Below are 23,809 nucleotides of genomic sequence, written 5' to 3' on the forward strand. Positions count from 1 at the left end.
TGGCATCCGTGCGGTTAGGAACAGGTCAGAGCACCGGGGAGGCTGCGGTCTCACCGCGGTCGCCGGGAGACCGGGTGGTCGCGTCGAAGTGGGTCAGCAGCAGCTGGTCGTTCTGCCACCGAAAATCGTGCACGGACCCGTTCGCGATGAATTCGCCGTGCCGGGGTCGCTCACCCTCGGTGACATGGCGCAACAGAGTGCCGATGATGCCGCCGTGGCTGAGCACGAGCACACGCTGCCCGGCTCGCCCGGCCGCCAGGGTCGCGAGGGCGGCGAGCACCCGATCAACGACATCGCGCCGAGTCTCTAATCCCGGAACAACGACACCATCGGGAAAGCGATGCTGACGCTCGGCGAAGGTGAGCCCTTCGATGGCCCCGTGGTGGCGTTCGGTGAGGGCGGGAACGATGAGTGGTTCGCTCAGTCCGAGCTCGGCCGCGATGATGTGGGCGGACTCAGAAGCGCGAAGGAGCGGGCTGCTCACGATGGCGTCCCAGCGCCGCGACTGTAACCGCTCGGCAGCGGCAGCGGCCTCGGCTCGCCCGGTCGCGTTGAGGGGGATATCCGTGCTGCCCTGGATGCGGTGATGCAGGTTCCAGTCCGTCTGGCCATGACGCACGATCGAGAACGTGGTCGTCGCGGATTCACCCGACGGATCGGGACTTCGCTGGGCAGACACGCGCGGTCAGCCCAGCAGACGTTCGGCGAGTGCGGCGAGGGTTTCCGAGGTGCCGGCCTCGAGCTTGTGCAGGGCACGCCCGTCACCCTTGGTCACGCCACGGTTGATGACAATGATCGGCAGCTTGCGCCGGCGTGCCTGTTCGACCAAGCGGATGCCGGAATTCACCGCCAGCGAGGACCCGGCCACGATGAGGGCGTCAGCGCTCTGGATCAAAGCGGATGCCTCCAGAAACGTTTCCGTCGGAACGAGTTCGCCGAAGAACACCACGTTCGGCTTGAGCATTCCCCCGCAAACCGTGCACGCCGGAATCACGAAGTCGTCGATATTCCCCACATCGGCATCGCCGTCGGGAGCGATCCGAATGCTCTCCGGGTCGCGGAGCACGGGGTTGTCCTTTTCCAGCCGCGCCGCAATGCTGTCACGGCCGAAGGCCTGACCGCAGGCCAGACAGATCACCCGGTCGAGGGAACCGTGCAATTCGACCACATGGCGTGAACCGGCGCGGGTGTGCAGGCCGTCGACATTCTGGGTGATCACTCCGGCAATGGCGCCGGCGCTCTCAAGCTGAACGAGCGAGCGGTGTCCCAGGTTCGGTTCGGCCTGGTGAAACACCCTCCAGCCCAGGTGGCTGCCGGCCCAGTAGCGTTTGCGGGACCGTTCATCGGCGACGAAGGTCTGAAAGTTCATCGGGGTTCGCGTCGGTGCGCCCGCGCCGCGATAGTCCGGAATTCCGGAATCGGTACTGAGGCCGGCGCCGGTGAGAACGGCGGCGCGTTTGCCGCGCAGCAGAGCGGCGACAGCATCCACTGCCCGTTCCGAATCGAGCGCGACAGCGGAGGCCAGCGCTGCGGCGGTATCGGGGGCGTCGGCGGGCTCAAGCGCGTCGACCAACACCGTGCCGTCCGCAGCGGTGCCGTGCGCAGCCGTGTCGCTGGGCTGGGCCGAATCGGCGGTCATCGGCGCTCCTTTCGTACCAGGGCGAGCAGAAACAGCTGCCCGTCCCTTGAGTCTAAACTCGTCTGTTTTCCGGTTTGACTACCCACCTGTCAGGCTTGAGCTCAACCACTCATCTCGGAAGGCACTTCTTCGTGCAGATCACCCGCATCACCGACCTGTCCAGCCCGGGTCTCGCCGACTATTCGCGTTTGACCGATGTCGCCCTCCGGCGTGTTCTCGAACCGGCCGGCGGCCTGTATATCGCTGAGTCACCCAAGGTGATCGCCCGGGCGCTGAACGCCGGACACCGACCACGGTCGTTGCTGATTCAGGAACAGTGGATGCCCGACGCCGAGCGGCTTCTGGCCGACTGGCCTGACGTGCCCGTCTACGTGGGTGAGGCCAGCGTGCTCGAGCAGCTCACCGGCTACAACCTGCACCGCGGAGCCCTCGCCGCCATGCACCGGCCGGCACTGCAACCGGTCGAAGCACTGATCAAGACGGCACGCCGAATCGTGATCCTCGAGGACATCGTCGACCACACCAACGTCGGTGCCATCTTTCGTTCGGTGGCCGGACTCGGCGCCGACGCCGTGCTGATCACGCCGCGGTGTGCCGATCCACTGTATCGACGCAGCGTGCGCGTGAGCATGGGCACTGTGCTGCAGGTCCCGTGGACCCGACTGCCGGAGTGGAGCGTGGCCACCCCGCTGCTGCACGCCGCCGGCTTCCACCTGGCAGCCCTGGCGCTAGAGGACAACGCGGTCTCGCTCGACGTGTTCGCCGAGACGGCACCCGAACGGCTCGCCATCATCCTCGGCGCCGAGGGCGACGGGCTCAGCCAGCACGCGCTGGCCGCCGCCGACACGGTCGTGACAATTCCCATGCTGCACGGCGTCGACTCGCTCAACGTCGCCTCGGCAAGCGCGGTCGCACTCTACGCCCTGCGCGTTCGTGCGTGAACACCCGGGGCGACCGGACCGGTTTCACCCAGCGAAGAAGTTAGGCTGAACGGATGTCTCCCTCCCGGCGTGTCCTCCTCCGGCGCCGCAGGCTCGCCGTCTTCAGCATTCTCCTCGTAGTCGTGGGCGGTATCGGCTACGTCGGTGCCACCAACCTGGCCCCCGTACCGGCGAGCGCAGCCGATCTCGTTCAACCGGCAGCGCTCACCCAGCCGGTAGCTGCCCCGACCTGGCCGGCTTTTGGCGAGAGCGCCATCGGTGCGGTCGGCTTCCCGGGCGTTCTGGCCTCGAGCGGCGCTCAGGACACGGTACCGATCGCGAGCATCACCAAAATGGTCACCGCCCTCGTCATCCTGGACGCGAAACCGCTCGGCGCCGGCGAGGCCGGGCCGGACATCACGTTCACCGATGCCGACGTGGACATCTACTACGACGTGATCGCCGAGAACGGCTCGGTCGCTCCGGTCGTCTCCGGAATGGTGCTCACCCAGCGCGAGTCCTTCGAAGCGATGCTGCTGCCATCGGCCAACAATTACGCGGCCTCCCTCGCGGTATGGGCCTTCGGATCGATCGACGGCTACCTGGCGGCAGCGAAGACCTGGCTCGCAGCCAACGCCCTGACCCAGACCACTGTGACCGACACCAGCGGCCTGTCCACGTCGAGCGTGAGCAGCCCGGCCGACCTCGTCGAGATCGGCAAACTCGTCGTCGGCCACCCCGCCCTCGCCGAAATCGTGGCCCTGCCCTCGGCGGTCTTGCCGGTCATCGGAACCATCACCAACACCAACAAGCTGCTGGGGCGCGATGGCGTCGACGGTATCAAGACCGGGACAACGGATGTCGCCGGCGCCTGCCTGTTATTCTCAACCGACTTCACCGTCGGCACCAGCACGGTCACCCTGGTCGGGGTGGTGCTCGGCGGTGACACGCACTCCGAACTCAACTCGGCGATCGCCGCGCTGATCGAGAGCGTGCAACCCGGTTTTCACGACGTCATCCTCGCCGAGGAAGGCGCCGTGTTCGGCAGTTATACGACCCAGTGGGGTGACGAGAGCGACATCGTGGCCGAGCGGGCGGCATCCGTTCTAGTCTGGTCGGACTCGCCGATCACCGGAGGGGTGACGGCAGAGGATGTGCAGCTCGGCCGGGCCGGGGACGAGGTCGGTACGGTGTCGTTCACGATCGGTGGGGCAACGCCGACGACCGTATCGGTGCCGCTCGAACTCCACCAGGCTCTGGCCGATCCCGGTCCGGCCTGGCGCATGGGGCACCCCGGCGAACTCGCCGCCGGCTGACCCGGGCGCTCAGACCGTGGGGAGCGTGAACGGGCCGGCGTCAGGCCGCTTGGGCAGCACGTGGTCGCCGGAGGACTGGTGGCGCACCCGGCGCAGCACCCACGGAACGAGGTATTCCCTGGCCCAGGCGAGGTCTTCCGTACGTGCCTGACGCCAGGTGGTGCCCGGCATCGGCTCGGGTTCGCTCGGTGCAAGAGAATTCTTCACGTTGAGGGTCTGCAAGACCATACGAGCGACCGTGTGGTGCCCGAGCGCGTTCAAGTGCAACCGGTCGGGTGCCCACATGCGTGGGTCCTGAATCTCGGTGAGCTGCCACATATCGGCCACGATGCAGTCGTACTTCGTGGCGACCGCGCGAATGTTTTCGTTATAGATGGCGACCTTGCCGCGGATACTGCGAAACACGGGGGAAAAGCCCACATCGGCGCCGGTGAACAGCACGACCGTCGCGCCGTCGCTGGTCAACCGGGAAATAGCGTCGTCACAGCGCGCCGCGATGGCGTCCGGGTCGGTTCCCGGGCGAATCACGTCGTTGCCGCCGGCCGAGATGGTGATCAGATCGGGGCGCAGCGCCAGAGCCGGCTCGATCTGCTCATCGGCAATCTGTCGAATCAGTTTGCCGCGCACGGCGAGGTTGGCGTAAGCGAAGTCCTCCGTGCCGACGCTGAGAATCTCGGCGACCCGGTCGGCCCAGCCTCGGTGCCCGCCGGGGCTCTGCTGTTCCGGATCGCCGATGCCCTCGGTAAATGAATCGCCGAGCGCGACGTAGCGCGACCATGGATGCTGTTGCTTCGTCATCAGACCATTGTGTCTGAACATTGTCGCGCTCGTCGAACCTGAGTGCGGACGCGAACGTCGGTGGGCTTTGGTAGATTTGTCAGAAGTGAATACTCCATCGGTTTTCGGTCCCGCACAGGGAACGAGTGCAGCCGAACACCTGTCGCCGTCCTTTCCCGAACGCGCGGCCTGGGGCACCGCAGGCAAGCTGCGCGCCTGGCAGGCCGAAGCACTGGAAGCCTATTTCGTGCACGAACCGCGCGATTTTCTGGCCGCAGCCACGCCGGGTGCCGGCAAGACCACGTTTGCCCTGCGACTCGCTGCCGAACTTCGATCCCGGCGCACCATCGATCGCATCACCGTCGTGGCGCCGACTGAGCATCTCAAGAACCAGTGGGCGGATGCCGCGGCGCGCGCGGGCATCCGTCTGGATCCCATGTTCAAGAACGCTGACCGCAGCTACGGCAGCCACTACCACGGCGTCGTCGTGACCTACGCGCAGGTTGCCGCCCGGGCCGCCCTGCACAAGCAGCTCACCGAATCCAGCCGCACCCTCGTCATTCTCGACGAAATCCACCACGGGGGAGACGCCCTCAGCTGGGGCGACGCCATCCGCGAGGCGTTCGGGCCGGCCACCCGGCGACTCTCCCTCACCGGCACCCCGTTCCGCTCTGACACGTCACCGATCCCGTTCGTCAGCTACCTGCCCGATAAACACGGCATCCGCATGTCGCAGAGCGACTACGCCTACGGCTACGGCCGCGCCCTGGCCGACGGCGTCGTACGCCCGGTGATGTTCATGGTCTACGCCGGGCACATGAAGTGGCGCACCAGGGCCGGCGACGAGATGGAAGCGAAGCTCGGCGAGGGCAACACCAAGGACATCACCAGCCAGGCCTGGCGCACCGCGCTCGAGCCGAGCGGCCAGTGGATTCCGTCCGTGCTGCGCGCGGCCAACTCTCGCTTGACCGAGGTGAGGCACGGCATACCGGATGCCGGTGGTCTCGTTATCGCCACCGACCAGACCACCGCACGTGCCTACGCCGTCATCCTTGAGGACATCTGTGGCGAGCCGGTCACCATCGTGCTCTCCGACGAGAAGGAGGCCAGCGACCGCATCGACGAGTTCTCCAAGAACACCCGCCGCTGGATGGTTGCTGTGCGCATGGTGTCGGAGGGCGTCGACGTTCCGCGCCTCGCCGTCGGCGTCTACGCGACGAGCGCGGCCACGCCGCTGTACTTCGCCCAGGCGATCGGCCGGTTCGTGCGGGCGCGGCGACGCGGTGAGACGGCATCCATTTTTCTGCCGAACGTTCCCGGGCTGCTCAGCCTTGCGAACGCGCTCGAATTGGAACGCGACCATGCCCTCGACCGCAGCAATCGGGAGGACGGCGACAATGGAATGTACAACCCCGAAGACGCCATGGTTGCCGCGGCGAACAAGGAAGAGAAAGCGTCTGATGACGTCGGCCTGGACGATTTCACCTGGCAGGCCCTCGATTCCCAGGCCACCTTCGACATGGTCATGTTCGACGGTGACGAATTCGGTGAGCTGGCCGAGCCGGGCACCGACGAGGAGTTCGACTTCATCGGCATTCCGGGCCTGCTCGAGCCCGAGCAGGTCTCCGAGCTGCTGCGGCAGCGCCAATCCCGACAGTCCAAACGGTCAACCGACAAACGCAAAGACCCGGTGACCGGTGAAATTGCCCCGCTCGAGCCGCCGCCCCTGTACCGCACCCTCAAGGAACAGCGCACGCTGTTGTCAAGTCTGGTCGGCATGTGGTCGAAGCTCGCCAATGAACCGCACGGCATGATCCACGCCGAGATGCGGCGCATCTGTGGCGGGCCCGCCGTCGCCCAGGCCAGCGTCACCCAGCTGCAGATGCGCATCGACCTGCTGCGCCGCCGCCTCGGCCGCAGCTAGTCACGCGGCTGCTGCGCCGATCTAGCCGGCCGCACCGGAGGTGTTGGCCGCGCCCACCGGCACCCGGGCCACCAGCAGGGCGGTCAGAATGTCGTCCATGAGGTCGTCGACGTGCTCCAGCCCAATGGAGATACGCACGATTCCGGCGGCGGGCCGGGCGTCGGGCGCGACCGGTCGGTGGGTGAGCGACGCCGGATGCTGCACCAGGGAATCGACGCCGCCGAGCGACACGGCGTGGGTGATCAGGCCGAGCGCCTCGGTGAAACGCAGGGCCGCCGCGTAGCCGCCGAGATCCAGGGCGAGGAGCGATCCGGCGCCCGAGCACTGCCGCCCGATCAGTCCCTGCGGGTCCTGGCCGGGGAGCCCGGGGTAGAGCACCCGCACCAGGGCCGGGTGTCCGGCCAGCCGAGTCGCCACTTCCGCCGCCGTCGCCTGCTGGGCGCGTACCCGCACCGGGAGGGTGCGCAAACCGCGATGCAGCAGGTAGGCATTGAACGGGGTCAGCAGGCCGCCGGTGAGCGCCCGCACCTGCCGCAGGCGCACCATCCACTCCTCGGACCCGGAGACCGTCCCGCCCATCGCGTCGCCGTGTCCGCCGAGAAATTTGGTCGCGCTGTGCAGCACCAGGGTTGCTCCCGACTCGATCGGACGCTGCAGTACGGGCGTCGCGAAGGTGCTGTCGACCAGTACCGGCACGTCTCCGGCCGCGTCGACGACCGCCCGAATATCGGTCAGTTCGAGGGTCGGGTTGGCCGGTGTCTCCAGAATGACCAGGCCGGTATCCGAGCGGATGGCGGCGGTCACCCCGGCCAAATCTGTCCAGGTGACGGTCGTTCTGAGCAGCCCGCTGGCCAGGACATGATCGGTCCCGCCATACAGTGGTCGCAGGGCCACGATGTGCGGTTTTCCGGCGGTGACCGTGGCGATCAGGGTCGCGGTGAGAGCGGCCATTCCGGTGGCGAAGGCCACCGTGCCCTCCGCCCGCTCCAACGCTGCGAGGGCGCTTTCGAAACGGGCGACGCCGGGCTGCCAGAGGCGCTGGTACACGGCTGAGTCCCCGGGTTCCGGGGTTCCGCCGGTCGCGAGATTCTCGTACGACTCACCGCCGGATTCCACACCGCGCAGCGGATTAGTGGTGGACAGGTCGATACCGGGAACGTGAACGCCCGCCTCGGTGAGGCCGTCCATTCCGGCATGCACGGCGAGGGTTTCAATATGTGACATCGGTGGCAGCATGCCCTCACAGAAACAGATTCTGTGTGGTCGCGCAAGTGACCCTGCAGACCCTTGCAATTCCAAGACAGGAATCGCATAAACTCCTTAGTAATAAGGGAGTCTGTTGATGGAATCGAAGAAGCCAGAACTTGATCGGGTTGACCGCGCGCTGTTGCGCGCCCTGTCGGTCAATGCCAGGGCTTCCGGGGCAGCCCTGGCCAGTGAAATCGGCGTTGCCGAGTCCACCGTGTCGCTGCGCCTGCGTCGTCTGCAGCAGCTCGGCCACATTCGTGGCTACCGGGCCAATATTGACCTGGCTGCCCTCGGTGCCAGCTTGCAGGCTCTCATCTCGGTGCGGCTGGCCAAGCACGCCCGCGTGCAGATCGACGACTTTCGGAACGCGGCCCCGCACTGGCCCGGCGTGATCGGGTTGTTCCACACCGCGGGTGCCGACGACTACCTGCTGCACGTGGCCGCAGCGGATGCGTCCCACCTGCGGGACTTCGTGCTCGAGCACCTCGCGGAGCATCCGGCGGTCGCCCACACCGAGACCAACCTCATCTTTGAGTATGTCGACGGCGACGGCTGGCAGGACCTGGTGAAGTAACGGGCGGCCGGTCGCAGCAGCTGCCCGGCCCCGTATCCGGTTAAAACAAGAACGCCTCCCGCCGAAGCGGAAGGCGTTCTTCGCAAGCTCTATTTAGAGGGCGCGGATGTTCTCGGCCTGAGGACCCTTGGGGCCCTGGGTTACCTCGAACTCGACCTTCTGGTTCTCATCGAGGGACTTGTAGCCATTCGACGCGATCGCGGAGTAGTGCGCGAAAACATCGGCGCTTCCGTCGTCGGGTGCGATAAAGCCGAAGCCCTTTTCAGCGTTGAACCATTTCACGGTACCTGTTGCCATTTGTAAAACTCCTCCAGGAGTGTAAGACCGGCCCCGACTGTCGGGACCGTTCGTCGCGGTATTCGTCGTCCGCTTCCGAAAGGAATGTGGCGCACTAACTGCGATCCAGATGAATCACGATTAATGCGTTTAAGACGTGCAAGCACTACAACTTCGAGTCCAACACTAGCCCACATGTCTGGATGGTTTCGGAATTCCCTGCCTTTTTAACACGAAAGCGTTACGTTTACCGGAAAAAACGGGTGAACTCCGGGTCTACCACTGGTAGTGAGCGCTCCGGGAGCATTCCGAAAAACTAATCCCGGCGTGTCATTCGGCTGTCACAAAGTCGATCAGGTGTTCCACTCGGCCGAGAAGTTGCGGTTCCAGGTCGGCAAACGTGCGCACCTGGCCGAGAATGCGCTGCCAGGCCCTGGCTATGTCAGCCTGCTCCTCGTGCGGCCAACCGAGCGCGTCGCAGATACCGTGCTTCCACTCAATGCTGCGCGGAATATCGGGCCACACCGTGAGGCCCACGCGGGCTGGTTTCACCGATTCCCAGACGTCGACGAACGGATGCCCCACCACCAGCACGCTCGCCGCATACGGGCCGCGCGCCACGGCTTCCGCGATGCGGCTCTCCTTCGAGCCCGGCACGAGGTGATCCACCAGCACGCCCACCCGACGCCCGGACCCCGGACGAAATTCTCGAAGGATCTCGTCGAGGTTATCGACACCCTCAATGTACTCAACGACCACTCCCTCGATCCGCAGGTCGGCACCCCAGACCTTTTCGACCAGTTCGGCATCGTGCCGGCCCTCGACGAAGATGCGGCTGGCGCGAGCGACCCGGGCCGGGGCATCCGGCACAGCGGTCGAGCCCGAGGCGGTGCGCACTCGGCCTAGGGCCGCGGCCATCGTCGGAGCAATTAGGGTAACGGGGCGACCGTCAATCAGAAAGCCGGAACCGAGCGGAAACAGTCTCAGCTTGCCGTGCCGATCCTCCAGGGTGACGATCTTCTTCTCCACGCGGATGACGGCACCGCAGAACCCGGTGGCGACCTCCTCCACCACCAGGTCGCGGGTGGCTTCCTGGGTCGGAATGATAATGCGGCCGGCGTCGCGCCAGCCGGGGGAGAGCACGTCTGCACTGTATCGATCGTCCATGGCATCGACGCTAGTCGACGACGCTCTCCGCTCCGGCATGACGCGGTATTCTGAAGGCATGTGTGGTCGATTCATCATTACCGATACGGCGCCGGATCTGGCTGCCATGTTCGATGTCGAGCATGAGGGGGAGAATCTTCCTGAGCCGTCGTGGAATATCCGGCCGACCGAGCAGATCCCGATCGTGCTCGAGTCCAAACGCACCGACCCGGCCGTGCGCCGGCTGGAATCGGCACGCTGGTCGCTGATCCCGTCTTTTGCGACCGAACCGACGTCGAAATTTCCCACCTTCAACGCTCGGGCAGAAACCGCCGCCGAGAAACCGACGTTCAAGACCAGCGTCAAGTCGCGGCGTGCCCTGGTTCCGGCGACCGGCTACTTCGAGTGGCACACCGAGGGCACCGTGAAAACTCCCTATTTCATTCACTCCGACGATGGCCTGCCGCTCGCATTCGCCGGCCTGTATTCCTGGTGGAAGAATCCGGCTGCCGCTGACACCGATCCGGCGCGGTGGGTGCTGTCCGCGACTATTTTGACAACGGATGCGCGGGGCCCGCTCGCGCAGATCCATGACCGCGCCCCCGTCGCCCTACCGGAGGAGTGGTGGGACCAGTGGCTGGATCCCGCCACCGAGGGCGATCAGACCCTGGTCGATGCCGCCGTGGCGGCCTCCCGCGAGGTGGTGGAATCGCTCAACTTCTACCAGGTTGCGCCGATATCGGGTAACGGCCCCGAATTGATCGAGCCGGTCGACAACGATTCGGTGTAATTGCGCTCTGCCCTAACCGGTACGCTCGAATCAGTACGAATACTCAGTACGTTCACATCAGTGGCTGCACAATTGCGCGGGCGCTGCCCTGAAAGGAACACCCATGAACATTGTCGCCTTCGTCGTCGCGTTTGCGATCTTCGTCTTCGGTTTTTGGCTGTTCGGCCTGGCCTTCTCGGTCACCTCGCTGATGCTGCCGATTTTCATCGGCGGAATCCTGTGTGTGGCCCTCGCCATGGCGATCCCGTTCCACCTCTTGCGCAACTAAACCACGCTTGCTGCCGGCTCAGTGCAGTAAGCCAGCCACCAGGTTGATGAGCGTGGCTAGAATCACTGATCCGAACGGAAACGACAGCAGCGCGTGCCGCAGCGTCGTCATCCGCAGCGCGTGACTCTGAATGCTCGTGTCTGACACCTGATAGGTCATGCCGATGGTGAATGCCAGGTAGGCGAAGTCGCTGTACCTTGGCGGTTCGGTCTGATTGAAGTCAATGCCGCCGGGGGAGTCGCTGTAATACAGCGAGGCGTAGCGCAGCGTAAAAAGGGTGTGTACGAGAACCCAGGACAGCGCGACGCTGGCAATGGCTACACCGGCCAGAAGCCCGCGCTGCGTCCCCGAGGTCGCCGAAGTCCCCAGCAGCAACACGACTATGGCGCCGAGGCTCGCGAGCCCGGCCAGCAGGATGAGAAATTCCGAGGCTCCCCTCGAGGGGTCTTCGCGGGTCGCGTGGCGGGCCGTCGACGCGGCATCCTGTCGCCCGATGGCGATCCAGACCCAACCGATGTAGGTCACGCAGGCCGCCGCCCAGCCGAGGATCACCGCGAGGGCCCAATCGCCGGGTACGCCAGCGACGAGGCCAACGACGACTCCGACGATGAGCATGACGACCAGTCGGGTGCTGTACCGGTGCACTGACGCTAGGGAAATGGTCACAGGCTGATCGTGGCACAGAATGGCCCGATCACCCGTACAGCGCACCCTCGGCGCGGTGTCAGAATCGCACGGTATTGTAAATTTCCGATCGATTTCGCATCGATTGTCGTCGAACACGAAAGGTCCCGCCCAGGATGCAAGACAGCCCGGCCGCATCCACCCCCTACGAGGTCCTGGGAGTGAGTCCGACCGCGACCGAGGATGAGTTGCGTCGCGCCTATCGGCTGCTGCTGCGCCAGACCCACCCCGACGTCGGCGGAAGTGCCACCAAATTCCATGCCGTGCAGCTCGCCTGGGAACGTATCGGCAGCCCCGAGAACCGGGCCGCCTACGATCGCCGCCGCTTCGGTGATGCAGACCCGACCGCTCCAGCGGATGCCTACGCCGCCCCGTCCGCCCGCGGCCCGGCCACCAAGTCCAGCCTGAAAACCCGCATGCACGGTCACCCAGGCGGCCAGGCTCGCCTGAGATACCTCGATCTAGTACGCGAATGGGCCGGCCGCGGCACGGTCATCGACGACCCGTACGCCCCCGCGTTGATTCGCAGTGCCCCGAGATTCGTGCGGCACTGCCTGGCCAAGGCCCTGGCCGAGGAGGCCACGGCCCAGCTCGTGGCCAATCTCGGTATCGGTTTCACCGCCTGGCATGACATCGACACCGGCGGCCAGACCGACAAAGTCGACCACATCATCCTCGGCCCGGCCGGACTGTTCGGCCTGCTCTCCGAAGACTGGGGCGGCGCGGTGCAGTTGCGCCGCGGCGAACTGGCCGGCGACGAAGTACCGGAGGAGGATCGCCCGATCCACCAGTTCGAGGACGCCGCTCGCTCCATCAGCCGAGCGCTCAAGGTGCGCTTCACCGCGCTCATCGTCGTTCTCCCCGATGGTGCGCTCGACGAAGCGGTCTCACTGCCGAAGCGCGGCAGACGGCCGATGATCATCATCATCCCGCGGTCGCGCCTGGTTGGCGTGCTGCGCGAGGGACTGGCCGGCATGGAACGCGGCAGCTTCGAGAAAGTGTTCGAGCTGCGCAGTACCCTGCAAAACGGCATCCGTTTTGTGAATACCTAGGCGGGCAGGGCCAGCTTCTCGACCCAGTAGCGCAGAAACGTCGCCCCGGCTTCATCGTGGATCTGGTCGCCGATCACGATCACCGGATAAGGCCGGTCCAAAATGCCGTCGGACGGCCGCACGTCAACGTGGGACACGTCGTAGCCGGCCTCGTACAGGTGATCGGCCATGCGGTAGTCGCTGCGGGAATCGCCCACCGACCGCCAGAGTCGGGGCAACGGCCCGGTCTCGGCAAAGTAGGCGAGGGCTCGCTTGGCGGCATGGTCTTTGTCGAGTGTGACCGACTCGATGTCGGTGGAGATGATGGTGGCATCCAGCCGAAACGGAACCTGCCCGGATTCGTCTGGCGACTCTCGATCGTCGAAGCGAACGCCGAGCCCGTGTTTCACCAGGAGGGCAAAAGCGGCCTCGTTGAAGCCGGATTGGCGGGCGAGATAATTCGCGTGGCTCACGTCCGTACGTTGTTCGACCGAGATCATCGCCTGCTTGGTCTCATCAAAGAACATCTCGGCCGAGAACGAGTCGGCGACGAGCTGGCGCACCTCGTCGATGACCGCGGTCGGCAGGGCAACACTCTGATCGATGACCACGTCTCCCATGCCTTCCACCCCGATCGGAAACCACACCGCGCCCTTCTCGCAGACGCCGTACATGCGAAAGGAATCCGGCAGCCCGGCCGCGACGAGCGGCGCGACAACCTGCTCGCGAATAAAATCGGCTGACCGGCCCGTGATGAACGCGATCGGCACGTGTCCGGCCGCGAGGGTGATCAGATCGGTCAGGATGCTCGATGTCGCGATGGTGCGCGTGATCGGGCTCGCAATCGGACCGTCGACGTCAAGAAGCAGTCCCAGCGGGGATACGGGCAGTCCGGGCGAGGAGAGAGGTGTAGACATTTCGCCATTCTCCCATAGCGGTCGAAATCGGATCCGCAGGGGGGGAGCGGATGCTGCGCGGGCACCGCCGAGCGCCTATCGTTGTCCAAAGATGATTACGCGACGAGAAGTAGCACTGCGCCTGGACATACCGTTGGAAATGGCGGCACGCCACGGAATTCCCTCACGCCTCAGCGAGGGCCAGCTCGCCAAACTAGAGGCCGAACCGCCGGCCTGGCTGGTGCAGTCGCGAGCCAATCGCACCGGCAAAAAGCCCGTCTGGGCGCAGCTGACGTGCACGATCTGCGGGTACACCGAAGCTGTTCGCCCGAAGAAATGGTGGCCGACTTTCACCTACATCAGCTGCTCCAACCACGGTTTCGATGAGTTGCCCGAACCGGCCGCCGGTTTTGGCCGCACCGAGTGTGACGGCATCGGCAGCCAGTTCATCGGCATCACCGATGAGGCGCTGAGCCCGCCCGAACCGACCTGACTCTGCTGAAAGTACGCTGATCGCGTGGCCGTTGGACACCGCGCAGGGCGTACGATCTCGGTATGAATCTGAACGCATCGGGCCGTTGATCATGTCCCGCAATTCATTGAAGTGGCTCCCTGCCATCGTCGTGCCGGCCGTTGTCGTCGCAGCGGTCATCGCCGTGCCGCTTGCGGCCGGTGCTGCCGTCGATCTGCCCGACAAGACGGCCGAGCAGGTTCTGCTCCTGGTCAACGACAGCACCGTGTCGATCTTCTCCGGAACGGTCGCCCAAACCACTGATCTTGGCCTGCCCAGTCTTGACCTGGGCGCGGGAATGCCCGGCACGTCGTCGGCCGCTGCCGTGAGCACGGCCCTCGAATTGCTCAGCGGCTCCCACGAGTTTCGTGTGTACGTCGGTGGCGAGAGCCAGTCCCGCGTGCAGATCAAGGACCGGATGGCTGAACGCGATGTCGTGCGCAACGGCAGCGACGTTTGGTTGTACGACTCGAGCACGAACGCGGCGACTCATCTGAGCATTCCGGCCGATCTTGCCGCCACCGCCCAGGCGAAGGCCGCCGAACTCGAGTCACAGCTCCCGGCCGACCTGTCATCTCCGGCTCAGCTCGCCGAACGTTTCCTCGCCAACCTTGACCCGAGCACAGCGGTCTCGGTGGGCACCGACGCCCGGGTCGCCGGCCGTAACGTCTATCAGCTGGTCCTGACGCCGAAAGCGACCGACAGCCTCGTCGCATCCGTTTCAATCGCGGTGGACTCCGAGACCGGCCTGCCGCTGCAAGTGACCGTCGAGGCCCGGGGCCAGAGCGCACCCGCGCTTCAGGTGGGCTTCACCACCATTGACTTCTCCGCTCCAAACGCTGACCTATTCGACTTCGTGCCGCCGGTTACCGCCACGGTGACGACCCCGGCCTTCCCGACCAAGCCCGACGGCTCTGCCGCCAGCGACACGGGTGACCACAGCCCGGCAGCGGGAGGGTCCCCGGTCATCACGGGCACCGGCTGGTCCAGCATCATCGAGGTGCCCGCCCTCGCCGTACCGGCCGAGGTGGGCGATAATCCCGTGCTTGAGCAGCTCACCGAACCCGTCGCCGGCGGACGTGCACTGACCACGTCACTCCTGACGGTATTCCTGGCCACCGACGGTCGCGTCTTCGCCGGGGCAGTTCCATTGGCGCAGCTCCAGGCCGCCGCCGAGTGACCCCGGCGCTCAACCCTCCCGCCCCAAGCCTCGCCATCGAGAGTCGGGGGCTGACCAAACGGTTTGGCAGCCAAACCGCGGTGAACGGCATCGACCTCGCCGTTCCCCGCGGTTCCGTCTTCGGTTTTCTCGGTCCGAACGGTTCCGGTAAGACCACCACGATTCGCATGCTGCTGGCCCTCAGCCAGGCCAGCAGCGGAACGATCACCGTGCTCGGTCGGAGCATGCCGGCCGGGCTGCACGATGTTCTGCCCCGCGTGGGCGCCCTGGTTGAAGGTCCCGCCTTTTATCCCTTTCTCTCCGGGGCGGCCAACTTGCGGCGGCTGGACACCGCCGATCGGTACGCGCCAGGAGCGACCCGCCGGGCTCGGGTGCAGCTGGCCCTGGAACGCGTGGGCCTCACCCACGCCGCCGACAAGAAGGTGCACGCCTATTCACTTGGCATGAAGCAACGGCTGGGCATCGCCAACGCCTTGCTGCTCCCCAGGGAGCTGCTCATCCTCGATGAGCCCACGAACGGACTCGACCCCCAGGGCACCCGGGAAGTCCGCAGCCTGGTGCGCTCACTGGCCGCCGAGGGCACGACCGTGTTCGTTTCCAGCCATCTGCTGGCCGAGGTCGAACAGATGTGCACGCACGCCGCCGTGATGAGCGCCGGCAGCATCGTCGCCCAGGGCACCCTGGCCGCTCTGCGTGCGGTCGGCGAGACCCGGATCCGCCTGCGTACCCCGGATACCGCGGGCGCGGTGCGCGTGCTCACCCACCTGGGTCTGATGCCGCAGGCGGGATCGCCTGATGATGGTGACTCGATCGTAACCGCGCCGCTCGTCGGCACGAGCTGGCTGCCGGAGGCGATCGTGAAGGCTCTCGTGGCTGGCGAAGTGCGCATTCGCGGCTTCGCGATCGAGGAACCGAGCCTTGAAGAACGTTTCGTCGCACTGACCGGGGAGGGTTTCGATGTCGTCCAGTGAGGTTCTGCCGGGCGAACGCCCGAGCGTAGTGTCGGCGCGCCGCGGCAGCGGATGGTCGCTGCTCGGCTCCGAAATCTCGGTACTGTTTCGTCGGCGCCGCACCTGGGCCATGCTGGTCGCCGTGGCGCTCATCCCCATTCTGCTCGCTGTGGCCGTACGTCTGTCGTCGGAGGCGCTGGCCCCGGGGGAGGGACCGCCGTTTCTGGATCGAGTGACCCAGAACGGTCTTTTCGTGGGCTTCACCGCCATGGTCGTCGCTATCCCGCTGTTCCTGCCGCTGACCATCGGTGTGGTCGCCGGGGATACCATCGCCGGGGAAGCCGGCCTGGGCACCCTGCGGTATCTGCTGGTGGCGCCGACCGGCCGTGTGCGGCTCCTGCTCGTCAAATATGCTGGAGCTGCCCTGTTCTGCCTCGTGGCGACGCTGACCCTCACGGTGTCCGGAGCGATTATCGGGGCCGCGCTCTTCCCGGTCGGCCCGGTCACGCTGCTCTCCGGCGACACCATCAGCGTCAGCGAGTCGCTCGCGCGCTCACTGCTGGTGGCGGCCTATGTCACGGTGTCCCTGCTGGGCCTGTCGATGATCGGGCTGTTCATTTCCACGCTCACCGACGTTCCCGTCGGGGCCATGGCGGCGACGATCGTGGTCTCGGTGGTCGCTCAGATCCTCGATGTGATTCCGCAGCTGTCCTGGCTGCACCCGTGGCTGTTCAGCCACTACTGGCTCGGTTTCGCCGACCTGCTGCGGCAGCCTCTCGACCTCGGCTCGTTCGGTCAGAATGCGATCGTGCAGCTGGGTTACCTGGCCGTTTTCGGGGCGCTGGCCTACAGCCGTTTCGTGACCAAGGACATCCTGTCCTGACGGAGTTAACGAGACAGGGCCGGATCCAATGGATCCGGCCCTGTGAACTGTCTCAACCAGTCCTCGTTGATTTCTCGCAAGAAATCTCCGTGTCCGAGATGGGAATTGAACCCACACGCCCTTAACGGGCACTGGCACCTCAAGCCAGCGCGTCTACCAATTCCGCCACCCGGACTGGGTGAAACGGCCTCCGGATGAACCGGCTGCCGAGGTAATAACTTAGCACGGATTAGAACACCCGTTGTGTCACCGGCGCCGGCGCCGACGGGTAGCGTTTGACCATGGCTTCCCTTTCGAACGTGCCCCCGGCCGCAACTTCCGCTGATTCAGTGGGTAGCCCGCCCGCAGCGGTCGCCCAGAAACTCGACCTGACCGCCGAAATCGCGCGGGATCTCATCCGCTTCGACACCACGAACTACGGTGAGGGTCGCTCCAACGGCGAAACGGATGCCGCCGAGTACGTGGCCGAGAAGCTGCGCGGCCTCGGCCTGAAGCCCGAGCTGTTCGATTCCGAACCGGGCCGAACGAGCGTGGTGGCCAGGGTGAAGGGCCGCGACGCGTCGCGGAGCGCCCTGGTCGTGCACGGTCACCTCGACGTTGTGCCGGCCGACGCGGCCAACTGGAGCGTTGATCCGTTCGCCGGCGTCATCAAGGACGGACTGCTCTGGGGTCGTGGTGCCGTCGACATGAAGAACATGGACGCCATGATCCTGGCCTCCCTGCAGGACGTGATCGCCGCCCAGGGCGCACCGGAGCGTGACCTCGTCATCGCGTTCTTCGCTGACGAAGAGGCCGGCGGCGTGCTTGGTTCGCACTTTCTGGTCAAGGAACACCCGCACCTGTTCGACGGGGCTACCGAAGCCATCAGCGAGGTTGGTGGCTACTCGATCACGCTCGGTGGCAAACGCGCTTACCTGCTGCAAACCGGGGAGAAGGCGCTGATCTGGGTCAAGCTCGTCGCGCGCGGCGAGGCCGGACACGGCTCCCGCATGCACCCGAACAACGCCATCACCCGACTTGCAGGCGCCGTGGCGAAACTCGGACGGCACGAGTGGCCGATTCGCCTGACCGATACGACCGAGCAGCTGCTCGGCGAAATCGCCCGCATTCTCGATGTCGATCCGCAGCGGGTCGGCCCCGACGAACTCGCCCTGGCTACCGGCACGGCTTCCGGTTTCATTCAGGCCAGCCTGCGCACGACGGCCAACCCCACTGGCCTGACCGCCGGCTACAAGCACAACGTCATCCCGGACATGGCCGAAGCCCTCATCGACATTCGATCGCTGCCGGGCGAGGAAGACCTCGTACTCGCCCAGATTCAGGAGATTGTCGGTTCCGACATAGAGATCGTCACGATGCACCGCGATATCGGTTTGGAGACCGAATTCAGCGGACCGCTGATCGAGGCCGTCGTGGGCACTCTGGAGCGCCACGACCCCGGAGCCCCGGTGTTGCCCTACCTGTTGTCGGCGGGAACCGACAACAAGGCGCTCAGCACGCTCGGCATCAAGGGCTACGGTTTTGCACCACTTCGCCTCCCGGCCGACTTGGACTTTCCTGCGATGTTCCACGGAGTGGATGAGCGGGTGCCGCTGGACGCATTAGTGTTTGGCAGGCAGGTTCTGACCGACCTGTTCTCCAGTTACTAGCACCAGGTTCGATCCCAACGGGTTTGAGCTCAGTCGGCGTCAGCTGAAAAAAATCTGAGAAAGCGAAGCGCGTGGACTTTCTGAATGCGATCATCCTGGGCCTCGTTCAGGGGCTGACCGAATTTCTTCCGGTGTCGTCGAGTGCCCACATCACGATCGTCGGCCAGTTTCTCGGCACCGGTGAAGACCCGGGGGCTCGGTTCACGGCCATCACCCAGATCGGCACCGAGGCTGCCGTCGTCATTTTCTTCTGGCGCGACATCGTGCGCATCATCGGCCAGTGGGCCAAGTCCCTCACCGGCCGGGTTTCCCGCAAGGATCCGGATGCCCGCATGGGCTGGCTGATCATCCTCGGCTCGCTGCCGATCATCGTGCTCGGCCTGCTGTTTCAAAACCAGATCGAGACCGTGCTGCGCTCGCTCTGGATCACCGCAACCATGCTCATCGTCTTTGGAATCCTGCTTGGCATCGCCGACCACGTCGGTGCCAAGAGGCGCCAACTTCGAGACATTACCTACGGGCACGGCGCAATCTATGGTTTCGCCCAGGCGCTCGCGCTAATCCCCGGCGTGTCCCGTTCGGGGGGAACCATCACCGCGGGGCTGTTCCTCGGCTACGAACGCGCCGCAGCGGCCCGCTACGCCTTCCTGCTGGCGATTCCCGCCGTGCTTGGTAGTGGCTTCTACCAGGTCTACAAGTCCATCGCCGATCCCTGCCTGGCCGGCGCGACGACGTGCACTCCGGAGATTTTCGGACCGCTCGAAATATTGGTCGCGACGGTCATTGCCTTCATCGTCGCCCTCGGAGTCATCGCGTTCTTCATGAACTACATTTCTAAGCGGAGTTTTCTGCCGTTCGTGATCTATCGCATCGTGCTGGGCATCGTGCTGTTCGTGCTTCTCGGCACCAACGTCATCTCGGCCTAGCCATAACGCCCCGGCCCGATCGGCCGGGGCGCGAAACCACTGCCGCATCAAAGCTAGGCTGGTTCAATGCGTGCATGGGAACGACCCGAAATTGTCTCTGTCCCCGGCGAGTCGGGTGCACCCTGGCTCCATGACACGAAAACTGACAGCCTGGTGCTGGCCCAGCCACGCGATGCAGCCCGGCTCTACGTCTGCGGCATCACGCCGTACGACGCCACCCACATCGGCCACGCAAACACTTACCTCGCCTTCGACACCCTGCAGCGGGTCTGGATCGACGCCGGGTTTCGTGTGCACTACGCCCAGAACGTGACGGATGTCGACGACCCGCTCCTGGAGCGGGCGAGCGCCACCGGCGTCAACTGGCGCGACCTGGCCGAGTCCCAGGTTGATCTGTTCCGCACCGACATGCAGGCCCTCGGCATCATTCCGCCGAACGACTTCGTCGCCGTGACCGAGGTCATTGACGAGGTCGCCGCTGCCGTCGCGCTGCTGCAGCAAGCCGGACTGGCCTACCCGGTACCGACCGACGACGCCATCGCCGGCGCCGACGGAACGATCGCCGCCGACCTCTATTTCGATATTCAGGCCGCCGAAGCCAGCACGAACTGGACCCTGGGCGACGAGAGCAACCTCGACCCGGTCAGCATGCTCTGCCTCTTCGCCGAGCGCGGGGGAGACCCCGACCGGGCAGGCAAGCGCGATCGCCTCGACCCGCTGCTCTGGAAGGCGGCGCGCGCCGGCGAACCCGTCTGGGAATCGCCCGTCGGCGCCGGGCGCCCCGGTTGGCACATCGAGTGTTCGGTCATCGCCCTCAAAGAGCTCGGGACCGACTTCACCGTGCAGGGTGGCGGATCAGACCTGATCTTTCCGCACCACGATATGAGCGCCGGGCACGCGGAGGCGCTGTCCGGGCATCCGCTCGCCGGGGTCTACAGCCACACTGGCATGGTCGCCTACCGGGGCGAGAAGATGAGCAAGTCCCTCGGCAACCTTGTACTGGTCTCGAGACTTCGTGCCCAGAATTTTGACCCGCGCGCGATCCGGCTGGCCCTGCTGGCCCGGCACTACCGAACCGACTGGGAATGGACCGCCGCGCTCCTGGACGAGGCCGTCGCGCGCCTGTCCGCCTGGTCGGCGGCGTTCGGTGCTGCGTCGCTCGGCACGGTCGCCGTGAACGCCTCCGAGGGTGCCGCCAGTACAGCTACACCTGGTTCGGCTTCCGCTCTGGTCGACGCCCTCCGCCTCGCACTACGCCACGACCTGGACACACCACAGGCCCTGCAGCTCATTGACGACGCGGTCGCCAGTGAGCTCGATGACGTCGCACTGGTCAATCAGGCCATCAGCGCTCTCCTCGGCGTCGCTCTGTAAGGCCTAGTGCCGTGGCCCGTCGGGCCTGGTGCCGGGCCCGTCGGAGCGGCCGTCTGGCCGACCATCGGCACGTCCGTCGCGTCCGTCGGTACCGCGCTTTCGCAGGTACTTCTCGAATTCCTGCGCGATGGCCTCGCCGCTCGCCTCCGGCGAGTCGACCGTGTCGCGGGCCTGCTCCAGCTGGGCGATGTACGCGGCCATCTCCTCATCCTCACCGGCCAGCACATCGATACCGCTCTCCCAATCGGCGGCCTCGGTTACCAGCACGCCCCGGGGGATCACCACGTCGATGACCTCTTCCAGCTTGTCGATCAAAGCGAGCATCGCCTTGGGCGACGGTGCGTTGTGCACGTAGTGGGGAACGGATGCCCAAATCGACAGGGTAGGAATTCCCACCGTCTCCGCGGCGTCCGACAGAACGCTGAGAATGCCAACCGGACCCTCGTAATTACTGCGTTCGATCTGCAGTTCGGCGCGCACCTGGGCGTTATCGCTTGACACGAAGATCGAAATGGGCCGGGTATGCGGAACATCGGCGAGCATCGCCCCGAGGAACACGACGCCGCTCACGTCAGCGGCGAGGGCGGCGTCGAGAATCTCCGCCGCAAAACTCTTCCAACTGCGCGACGGCTCCGTACCGATCAGCAGGTAGATGTTGCCAGCATTCGTTCCGCTGACGCGCAGCTGCGCGTCGTCGGCCAGCGGCACACCGGTCACACCGGGATTCGTCGGGCCGTACATGATCGCGCTCGGCCAGCCGAGCGAGCGCACACCATCTTCATTGGTTGACACGGTCGGCCGATTGAACTGGTAATCGAAGTACAACTCCGGATCGACCTCGGTGATCATCTCGACGTCGAGGAGTTCCTTCAGCGCGCGAACCGCGCCCGTTGCGGCCTCGCCGGCGTCATTCCAGCCTTCGAAAGCAACGACCAGCAGCCGTCCGCCCAGAAACCCATTACCGTCAGCCACCGTGTTTGTCCTCAATTCCTCGTGCCTTCCGCGTGGAGGGCCTTCAGTCAAGGATAGGCGGTGGCCCTACACTTGAACCCCGTGAATGTTTTTCCTCTGCCGCTGCCCACGCCCGCTTCCCTCCCCGCCGCTGTCCTCTGGGACATGGACGGCACGATCGTTGACACCGAACCGTACTGGATGCGCGCGGAAACCGAGCTGGTAGCCGAATTCGGCGGTGTCTGGACCCACGACGACGGCATGCTGCTGGTCGGGTCCGGACTGTGGAACTCGGCAGCGATCCTGCAATCGCGCGGGGTGGATCTCACCCCGGATGCCATCGTCGCGCGCCTCACCGACCGCGTGCAGGAGCAGCTGGCCGAACACGGCATTCCCTGGCGTCCCGGTTCTCGTGAGCTCCTGCAGCAGCTGAAGGTGGCCGGCGTGCCGACTGCGCTCGTCACCATGTCGGTGGAGCGGATGGCCCGCCAGATCATCGACCTCATCGACTTTGCAGCCTTCGACGTTGTCGTCGCCGGCGACATGGTCGAAAACAGCAAGCCGCATCCGGATCCCTACCTGGTCGCCGCCCGACAACTCGGCGTCAACCCGGCGGAATGCATCGCGATCGAGGATTCCGGGCCGGGTGTCGAATCCGCCGTCGCTGCCGGCACCATCACCATCGCCGTTCCCCACCAGATCGACCTGCCGGAGAGCGCCCTGTACACGCGCTGGTCGACGCTCGACGGGCGAACGATCCACGACATTGCGGCGTTGTTCCACTCCTCAGAGCGTTCCGATTCGGCCGCTCCCGTTCATCCTCTCGCCCCCACCGGGTTCGCCCGCAACGAAAGCGCACCACTCGCATGAGCAGCAACCAGGTTATTCAAAACAGTGGACTCTTTCGCATTGGCGACCGGGTGCAACTCACCGGGCCCAAAGGGCGCATGAACACCATCACCCTTCAGGAAGGCCTGACCTTTCACACCCATCGCGGCATTCTCGCGCACGACGACATCATCGGGCAGCCCGACGGTTCGGTCGTCACCAACAACGTCGGCGTTGAACACCTCGCGCTGCGTCCGCTGCTGGTGGACTTCGTGATGAGTATGCCGCGCGGTGCCGCCATCATCTATCCCAAGGACGCTGCCCAGATTCTGGCGCAGGCGGACATCTTTCCCGGTGCCACTGTCGTCGAGGCCGGAGTCGGTTCGGGGGCGCTGTCTCTCTGGCTGCTTCGCGCAATCGGACCGGCCGGCCGTCTCGCATCCTTTGAACGGCGTGAAGAATTCGCCGATGTCGCCCGCGACAACATCGCCACCTTCCTCGGAAACGATCCGCAGAACTGGACCATCACGCTCGGCGACCTCGCCGAGACGCTGCCCGACACTATGCCGTCGCACAGCGTCGACCGGGTGGTCCTGGACATGCTGGCACCTTGGGAATGCCTGGGCGCAGTCTCCGAAGCTCTCAAGCCCGGGGGAGTGCTGCTCTGCTACGTCGCTACGGTGACGCAGCTGTCCCGCGTGGCCGAGGCCATCCGCGGTACCGGTTTTTACACCAATCCGGATTCCAACGAAACGATGATTCGCGGATGGCATGTGGAAGGTCTCGCGGTACGACCCGACCACCGCATGATCGGCCACACCGGTTTTCTGATCACGGCTCGTCGCCTCGCGCCCGACACGATCCTGCCCGAATTGAAGCGGCGTCCGTCGAAGACGGACTTCAGCGACGCCGATGTCGAAGCCTGGACGCCGGGAGCGCTCGGCGAGCGCAACGTCAGCGCGAAGGTCATGCGCAAGCGCGTGCGCGTCGCGGGATCCAGCGCGGAGCTTTCCAAGGCCCGAGGCCTCGACGCCGGTTAGGATGGGTCCCGGCCCTTCTGGTTGTACC

25 protein-coding genes and 1 tRNA gene are annotated in these 23,809 nt (G+C 65.3%); 16 read left to right on the forward strand and 10 right to left on the reverse strand.

The features are described from left to right. Positions 1–25: 25 nt before the first annotated feature. Complete coding sequence (locus E3T35_RS01570; RefSeq protein WP_134377685.1) at positions 26–679, reverse strand: histidine phosphatase family protein; 654 nt, start codon at positions 677–679, stop codon at positions 26–28. Positions 680–685: 6 nt separating this feature from the next. Next, positions 686–1,573 (reverse strand): Sir2 family NAD-dependent protein deacetylase, encoded by an 888-nt coding sequence (locus tag E3T35_RS01575; RefSeq protein WP_370449291.1) that lies wholly within the window; start codon positions 1,571–1,573, stop codon positions 686–688. Between the two features lie 197 nt (positions 1,574–1,770). On the opposite strand from E3T35_RS01575, the gene E3T35_RS01580 reads away from it, so the two are divergent. Together E3T35_RS01580 and E3T35_RS01585 are read left to right on the forward strand one after the other, a co-directional pair. Continuing rightward, positions 1,771–2,580 (forward strand): RNA methyltransferase, encoded by an 810-nt coding sequence (locus tag E3T35_RS01580; protein ID WP_134377687.1) that lies wholly within the window; start codon positions 1,771–1,773, stop codon positions 2,578–2,580. Between the two features lie 53 nt (positions 2,581–2,633). Continuing rightward, positions 2,634–3,875: a D-alanyl-D-alanine carboxypeptidase family protein gene (locus E3T35_RS01585; RefSeq protein WP_134377688.1), complete on the forward strand. Its 1,242-nt coding sequence runs from the start codon at positions 2,634–2,636 to the stop codon at positions 3,873–3,875. A gap of 9 nt (positions 3,876–3,884) precedes the next feature. On the opposite strand, the gene E3T35_RS01590 is transcribed toward E3T35_RS01585, so the two are convergent. Next, entirely contained in the window at positions 3,885–4,673 is a 789-nt protein-coding gene (locus E3T35_RS01590; RefSeq protein WP_134343967.1) for an SGNH/GDSL hydrolase family protein, read from the reverse strand. 85 nt (positions 4,674–4,758) lie between these two features. Between E3T35_RS01590 and E3T35_RS01595 the strand changes: the two genes are divergently transcribed. After that, complete coding sequence (locus E3T35_RS01595) at positions 4,759–6,576, forward strand: DEAD/DEAH box helicase (protein ID WP_134377689.1); 1,818 nt, start codon at positions 4,759–4,761, stop codon at positions 6,574–6,576. A 21-nt stretch (positions 6,577–6,597) separates the two neighbouring features. Here the strand turns inward: E3T35_RS01595 and E3T35_RS01600 are convergent, their stop codons facing one another. Then, positions 6,598–7,800 (reverse strand): PLP-dependent aspartate aminotransferase family protein, encoded by a 1,203-nt coding sequence (locus E3T35_RS01600; protein WP_198420985.1) that lies wholly within the window; start codon positions 7,798–7,800, stop codon positions 6,598–6,600. A gap of 118 nt (positions 7,801–7,918) precedes the next feature. Between E3T35_RS01600 and E3T35_RS01605 the strand changes: the two genes are divergently transcribed. Then, on the forward strand, positions 7,919–8,398 hold the full coding sequence (locus tag E3T35_RS01605) for an Lrp/AsnC family transcriptional regulator (RefSeq protein ID WP_092107921.1): 480 nt from the start codon (positions 7,919–7,921) through the stop codon (positions 8,396–8,398). Positions 8,399–8,491: 93 nt separating this feature from the next. Here the strand turns inward: E3T35_RS01605 and E3T35_RS01610 are convergent, their stop codons facing one another. Continuing rightward, a complete protein-coding gene (locus tag E3T35_RS01610; RefSeq protein ID WP_035840308.1) occupies positions 8,492–8,695 on the reverse strand; it encodes a cold-shock protein in 204 nt (67 codons plus the stop codon). Between the two features lie 309 nt (positions 8,696–9,004). Continuing rightward, entirely contained in the window at positions 9,005–9,841 is an 837-nt protein-coding gene (locus tag E3T35_RS01615; RefSeq protein ID WP_134377691.1) for a DUF3097 domain-containing protein, read from the reverse strand. Here E3T35_RS01615 and E3T35_RS01620 point away from each other — a divergent pair. Both E3T35_RS01620 and E3T35_RS19105 read left to right on the forward strand, forming a co-directional pair. Then, positions 9,840–10,610, forward strand: a complete 771-nt coding sequence (locus E3T35_RS01620) for an SOS response-associated peptidase (RefSeq protein WP_233197533.1) — start codon at positions 9,840–9,842, stop codon at positions 10,608–10,610. The genes E3T35_RS01615 and E3T35_RS01620 overlap by 2 nt on opposite strands. Positions 10,611–10,713: 103 nt before the next feature. After that, the gene (locus E3T35_RS19105; protein WP_166789798.1) at positions 10,714–10,878 is read left to right on the forward strand and encodes a hypothetical protein; all 165 of its coding nucleotides are present in this window, start codon (positions 10,714–10,716) and stop codon (positions 10,876–10,878) included. A gap of 18 nt (positions 10,879–10,896) precedes the next feature. Here E3T35_RS19105 and E3T35_RS01625 read toward each other — a convergent pair whose 3' ends face one another. Next, positions 10,897–11,544 carry a DUF1345 domain-containing protein gene (locus tag E3T35_RS01625; RefSeq protein WP_241987602.1) on the reverse strand — a complete coding sequence of 216 codons (648 nt, stop codon included), beginning with the start codon at positions 11,542–11,544 and terminating at the stop codon, positions 10,897–10,899. A gap of 134 nt (positions 11,545–11,678) precedes the next feature. Between E3T35_RS01625 and E3T35_RS01630 the strand changes: the two genes are divergently transcribed. Next, positions 11,679–12,614: a DnaJ domain-containing protein gene (locus E3T35_RS01630; protein WP_134343963.1), complete on the forward strand. Its 936-nt coding sequence runs from the start codon at positions 11,679–11,681 to the stop codon at positions 12,612–12,614. On the opposite strand, the gene E3T35_RS01635 is transcribed toward E3T35_RS01630, so the two are convergent. Further along, positions 12,611–13,510 (reverse strand): hypothetical protein, encoded by a 900-nt coding sequence (locus E3T35_RS01635; protein ID WP_134377692.1) that lies wholly within the window; start codon positions 13,508–13,510, stop codon positions 12,611–12,613. The two genes, E3T35_RS01630 and E3T35_RS01635, sit on opposite strands and share 4 nt — an antisense overlap. A 91-nt stretch (positions 13,511–13,601) precedes the next feature. On the opposite strand from E3T35_RS01635, the gene E3T35_RS01640 reads away from it, so the two are divergent. From E3T35_RS01640 to E3T35_RS01655, 4 genes are all read left to right on the forward strand, one after another. Then, the gene (locus E3T35_RS01640; protein ID WP_092340146.1) at positions 13,602–13,982 is read left to right on the forward strand and encodes a hypothetical protein; all 381 of its coding nucleotides are present in this window, start codon (positions 13,602–13,604) and stop codon (positions 13,980–13,982) included. Between the two features lie 106 nt (positions 13,983–14,088). Then, positions 14,089–15,180: a sigma-E factor regulatory protein RseB domain-containing protein gene (locus E3T35_RS01645; RefSeq protein WP_241988688.1), complete on the forward strand. Its 1,092-nt coding sequence runs from the start codon at positions 14,089–14,091 to the stop codon at positions 15,178–15,180. Next, positions 15,177–16,151, forward strand: coding sequence for an ABC transporter ATP-binding protein (locus E3T35_RS01650; RefSeq protein WP_134377694.1), 975 nt, complete (start codon positions 15,177–15,179; stop codon positions 16,149–16,151). The genes E3T35_RS01645 and E3T35_RS01650 overlap by 4 nt, the downstream gene beginning before the upstream one ends. Beyond that, positions 16,138–17,013 (forward strand): ABC transporter permease, encoded by an 876-nt coding sequence (locus E3T35_RS01655; protein ID WP_134377695.1) that lies wholly within the window; start codon positions 16,138–16,140, stop codon positions 17,011–17,013. The genes E3T35_RS01650 and E3T35_RS01655 overlap by 14 nt, the downstream gene beginning before the upstream one ends. Before the next feature lie 90 nt (positions 17,014–17,103). Here E3T35_RS01655 and E3T35_RS01660 read toward each other — a convergent pair. Next, positions 17,104–17,188, reverse strand: a tRNA-Leu gene (locus tag E3T35_RS01660). Positions 17,189–17,294: 106 nt separating this feature from the next. Here E3T35_RS01660 and E3T35_RS01665 point away from each other — a divergent pair. The 3 genes from E3T35_RS01665 to mshC all read left to right on the forward strand — a co-directional run bounded on the left by E3T35_RS01665 (position 17,295) and on the right by mshC (position 20,962). Further along, positions 17,295–18,662 (forward strand): M20/M25/M40 family metallo-hydrolase, encoded by a 1,368-nt coding sequence (locus E3T35_RS01665; protein WP_134377696.1) that lies wholly within the window; start codon positions 17,295–17,297, stop codon positions 18,660–18,662. Positions 18,663–18,733: 71 nt separating this feature from the next. Next, positions 18,734–19,588 (forward strand): undecaprenyl-diphosphate phosphatase, encoded by an 855-nt coding sequence (locus E3T35_RS01670; RefSeq protein WP_104090301.1) that lies wholly within the window; start codon positions 18,734–18,736, stop codon positions 19,586–19,588. A 66-nt stretch (positions 19,589–19,654) separates the two neighbouring features. Continuing rightward, a complete protein-coding gene (mshC, locus tag E3T35_RS01675) occupies positions 19,655–20,962 on the forward strand; it encodes a cysteine--1-D-myo-inosityl 2-amino-2-deoxy-alpha-D-glucopyranoside ligase (RefSeq protein WP_134377697.1) in 1,308 nt (435 codons plus the stop codon). A 3-nt stretch (positions 20,963–20,965) separates the two neighbouring features. On the opposite strand, the gene E3T35_RS01680 is transcribed toward mshC, so the two are convergent. Then, the gene (locus tag E3T35_RS01680) at positions 20,966–21,934 is read right to left on the reverse strand and encodes a PAC2 family protein (RefSeq protein ID WP_134377698.1); all 969 of its coding nucleotides are present in this window, start codon (positions 21,932–21,934) and stop codon (positions 20,966–20,968) included. 81 nt (positions 21,935–22,015) lie between these two features. Between E3T35_RS01680 and E3T35_RS01685 the strand changes: the two genes are divergently transcribed. Together E3T35_RS01685 and E3T35_RS01690 are read left to right on the forward strand one after the other, a co-directional pair. After that, positions 22,016–22,783 carry an HAD family phosphatase gene (locus tag E3T35_RS01685; protein WP_255574972.1) on the forward strand — a complete coding sequence of 256 codons (768 nt, stop codon included), beginning with the start codon at positions 22,016–22,018 and terminating at the stop codon, positions 22,781–22,783. Further along, positions 22,780–23,781: a tRNA (adenine-N1)-methyltransferase gene (locus E3T35_RS01690; RefSeq protein WP_134343955.1), complete on the forward strand. Its 1,002-nt coding sequence runs from the start codon at positions 22,780–22,782 to the stop codon at positions 23,779–23,781. Before E3T35_RS01685 ends, E3T35_RS01690 begins: the two co-directional genes overlap by 4 nt. Positions 23,782–23,809 lie beyond the last annotated feature (28 nt).

The sequence above is a fragment of the Cryobacterium sp. TMT1-2-2 genome (assembly GCF_004403505.1).
Classification (GTDB): Bacteria; Actinomycetota; Actinomycetes; order Actinomycetales; family Microbacteriaceae; genus Cryobacterium; species Cryobacterium flavum.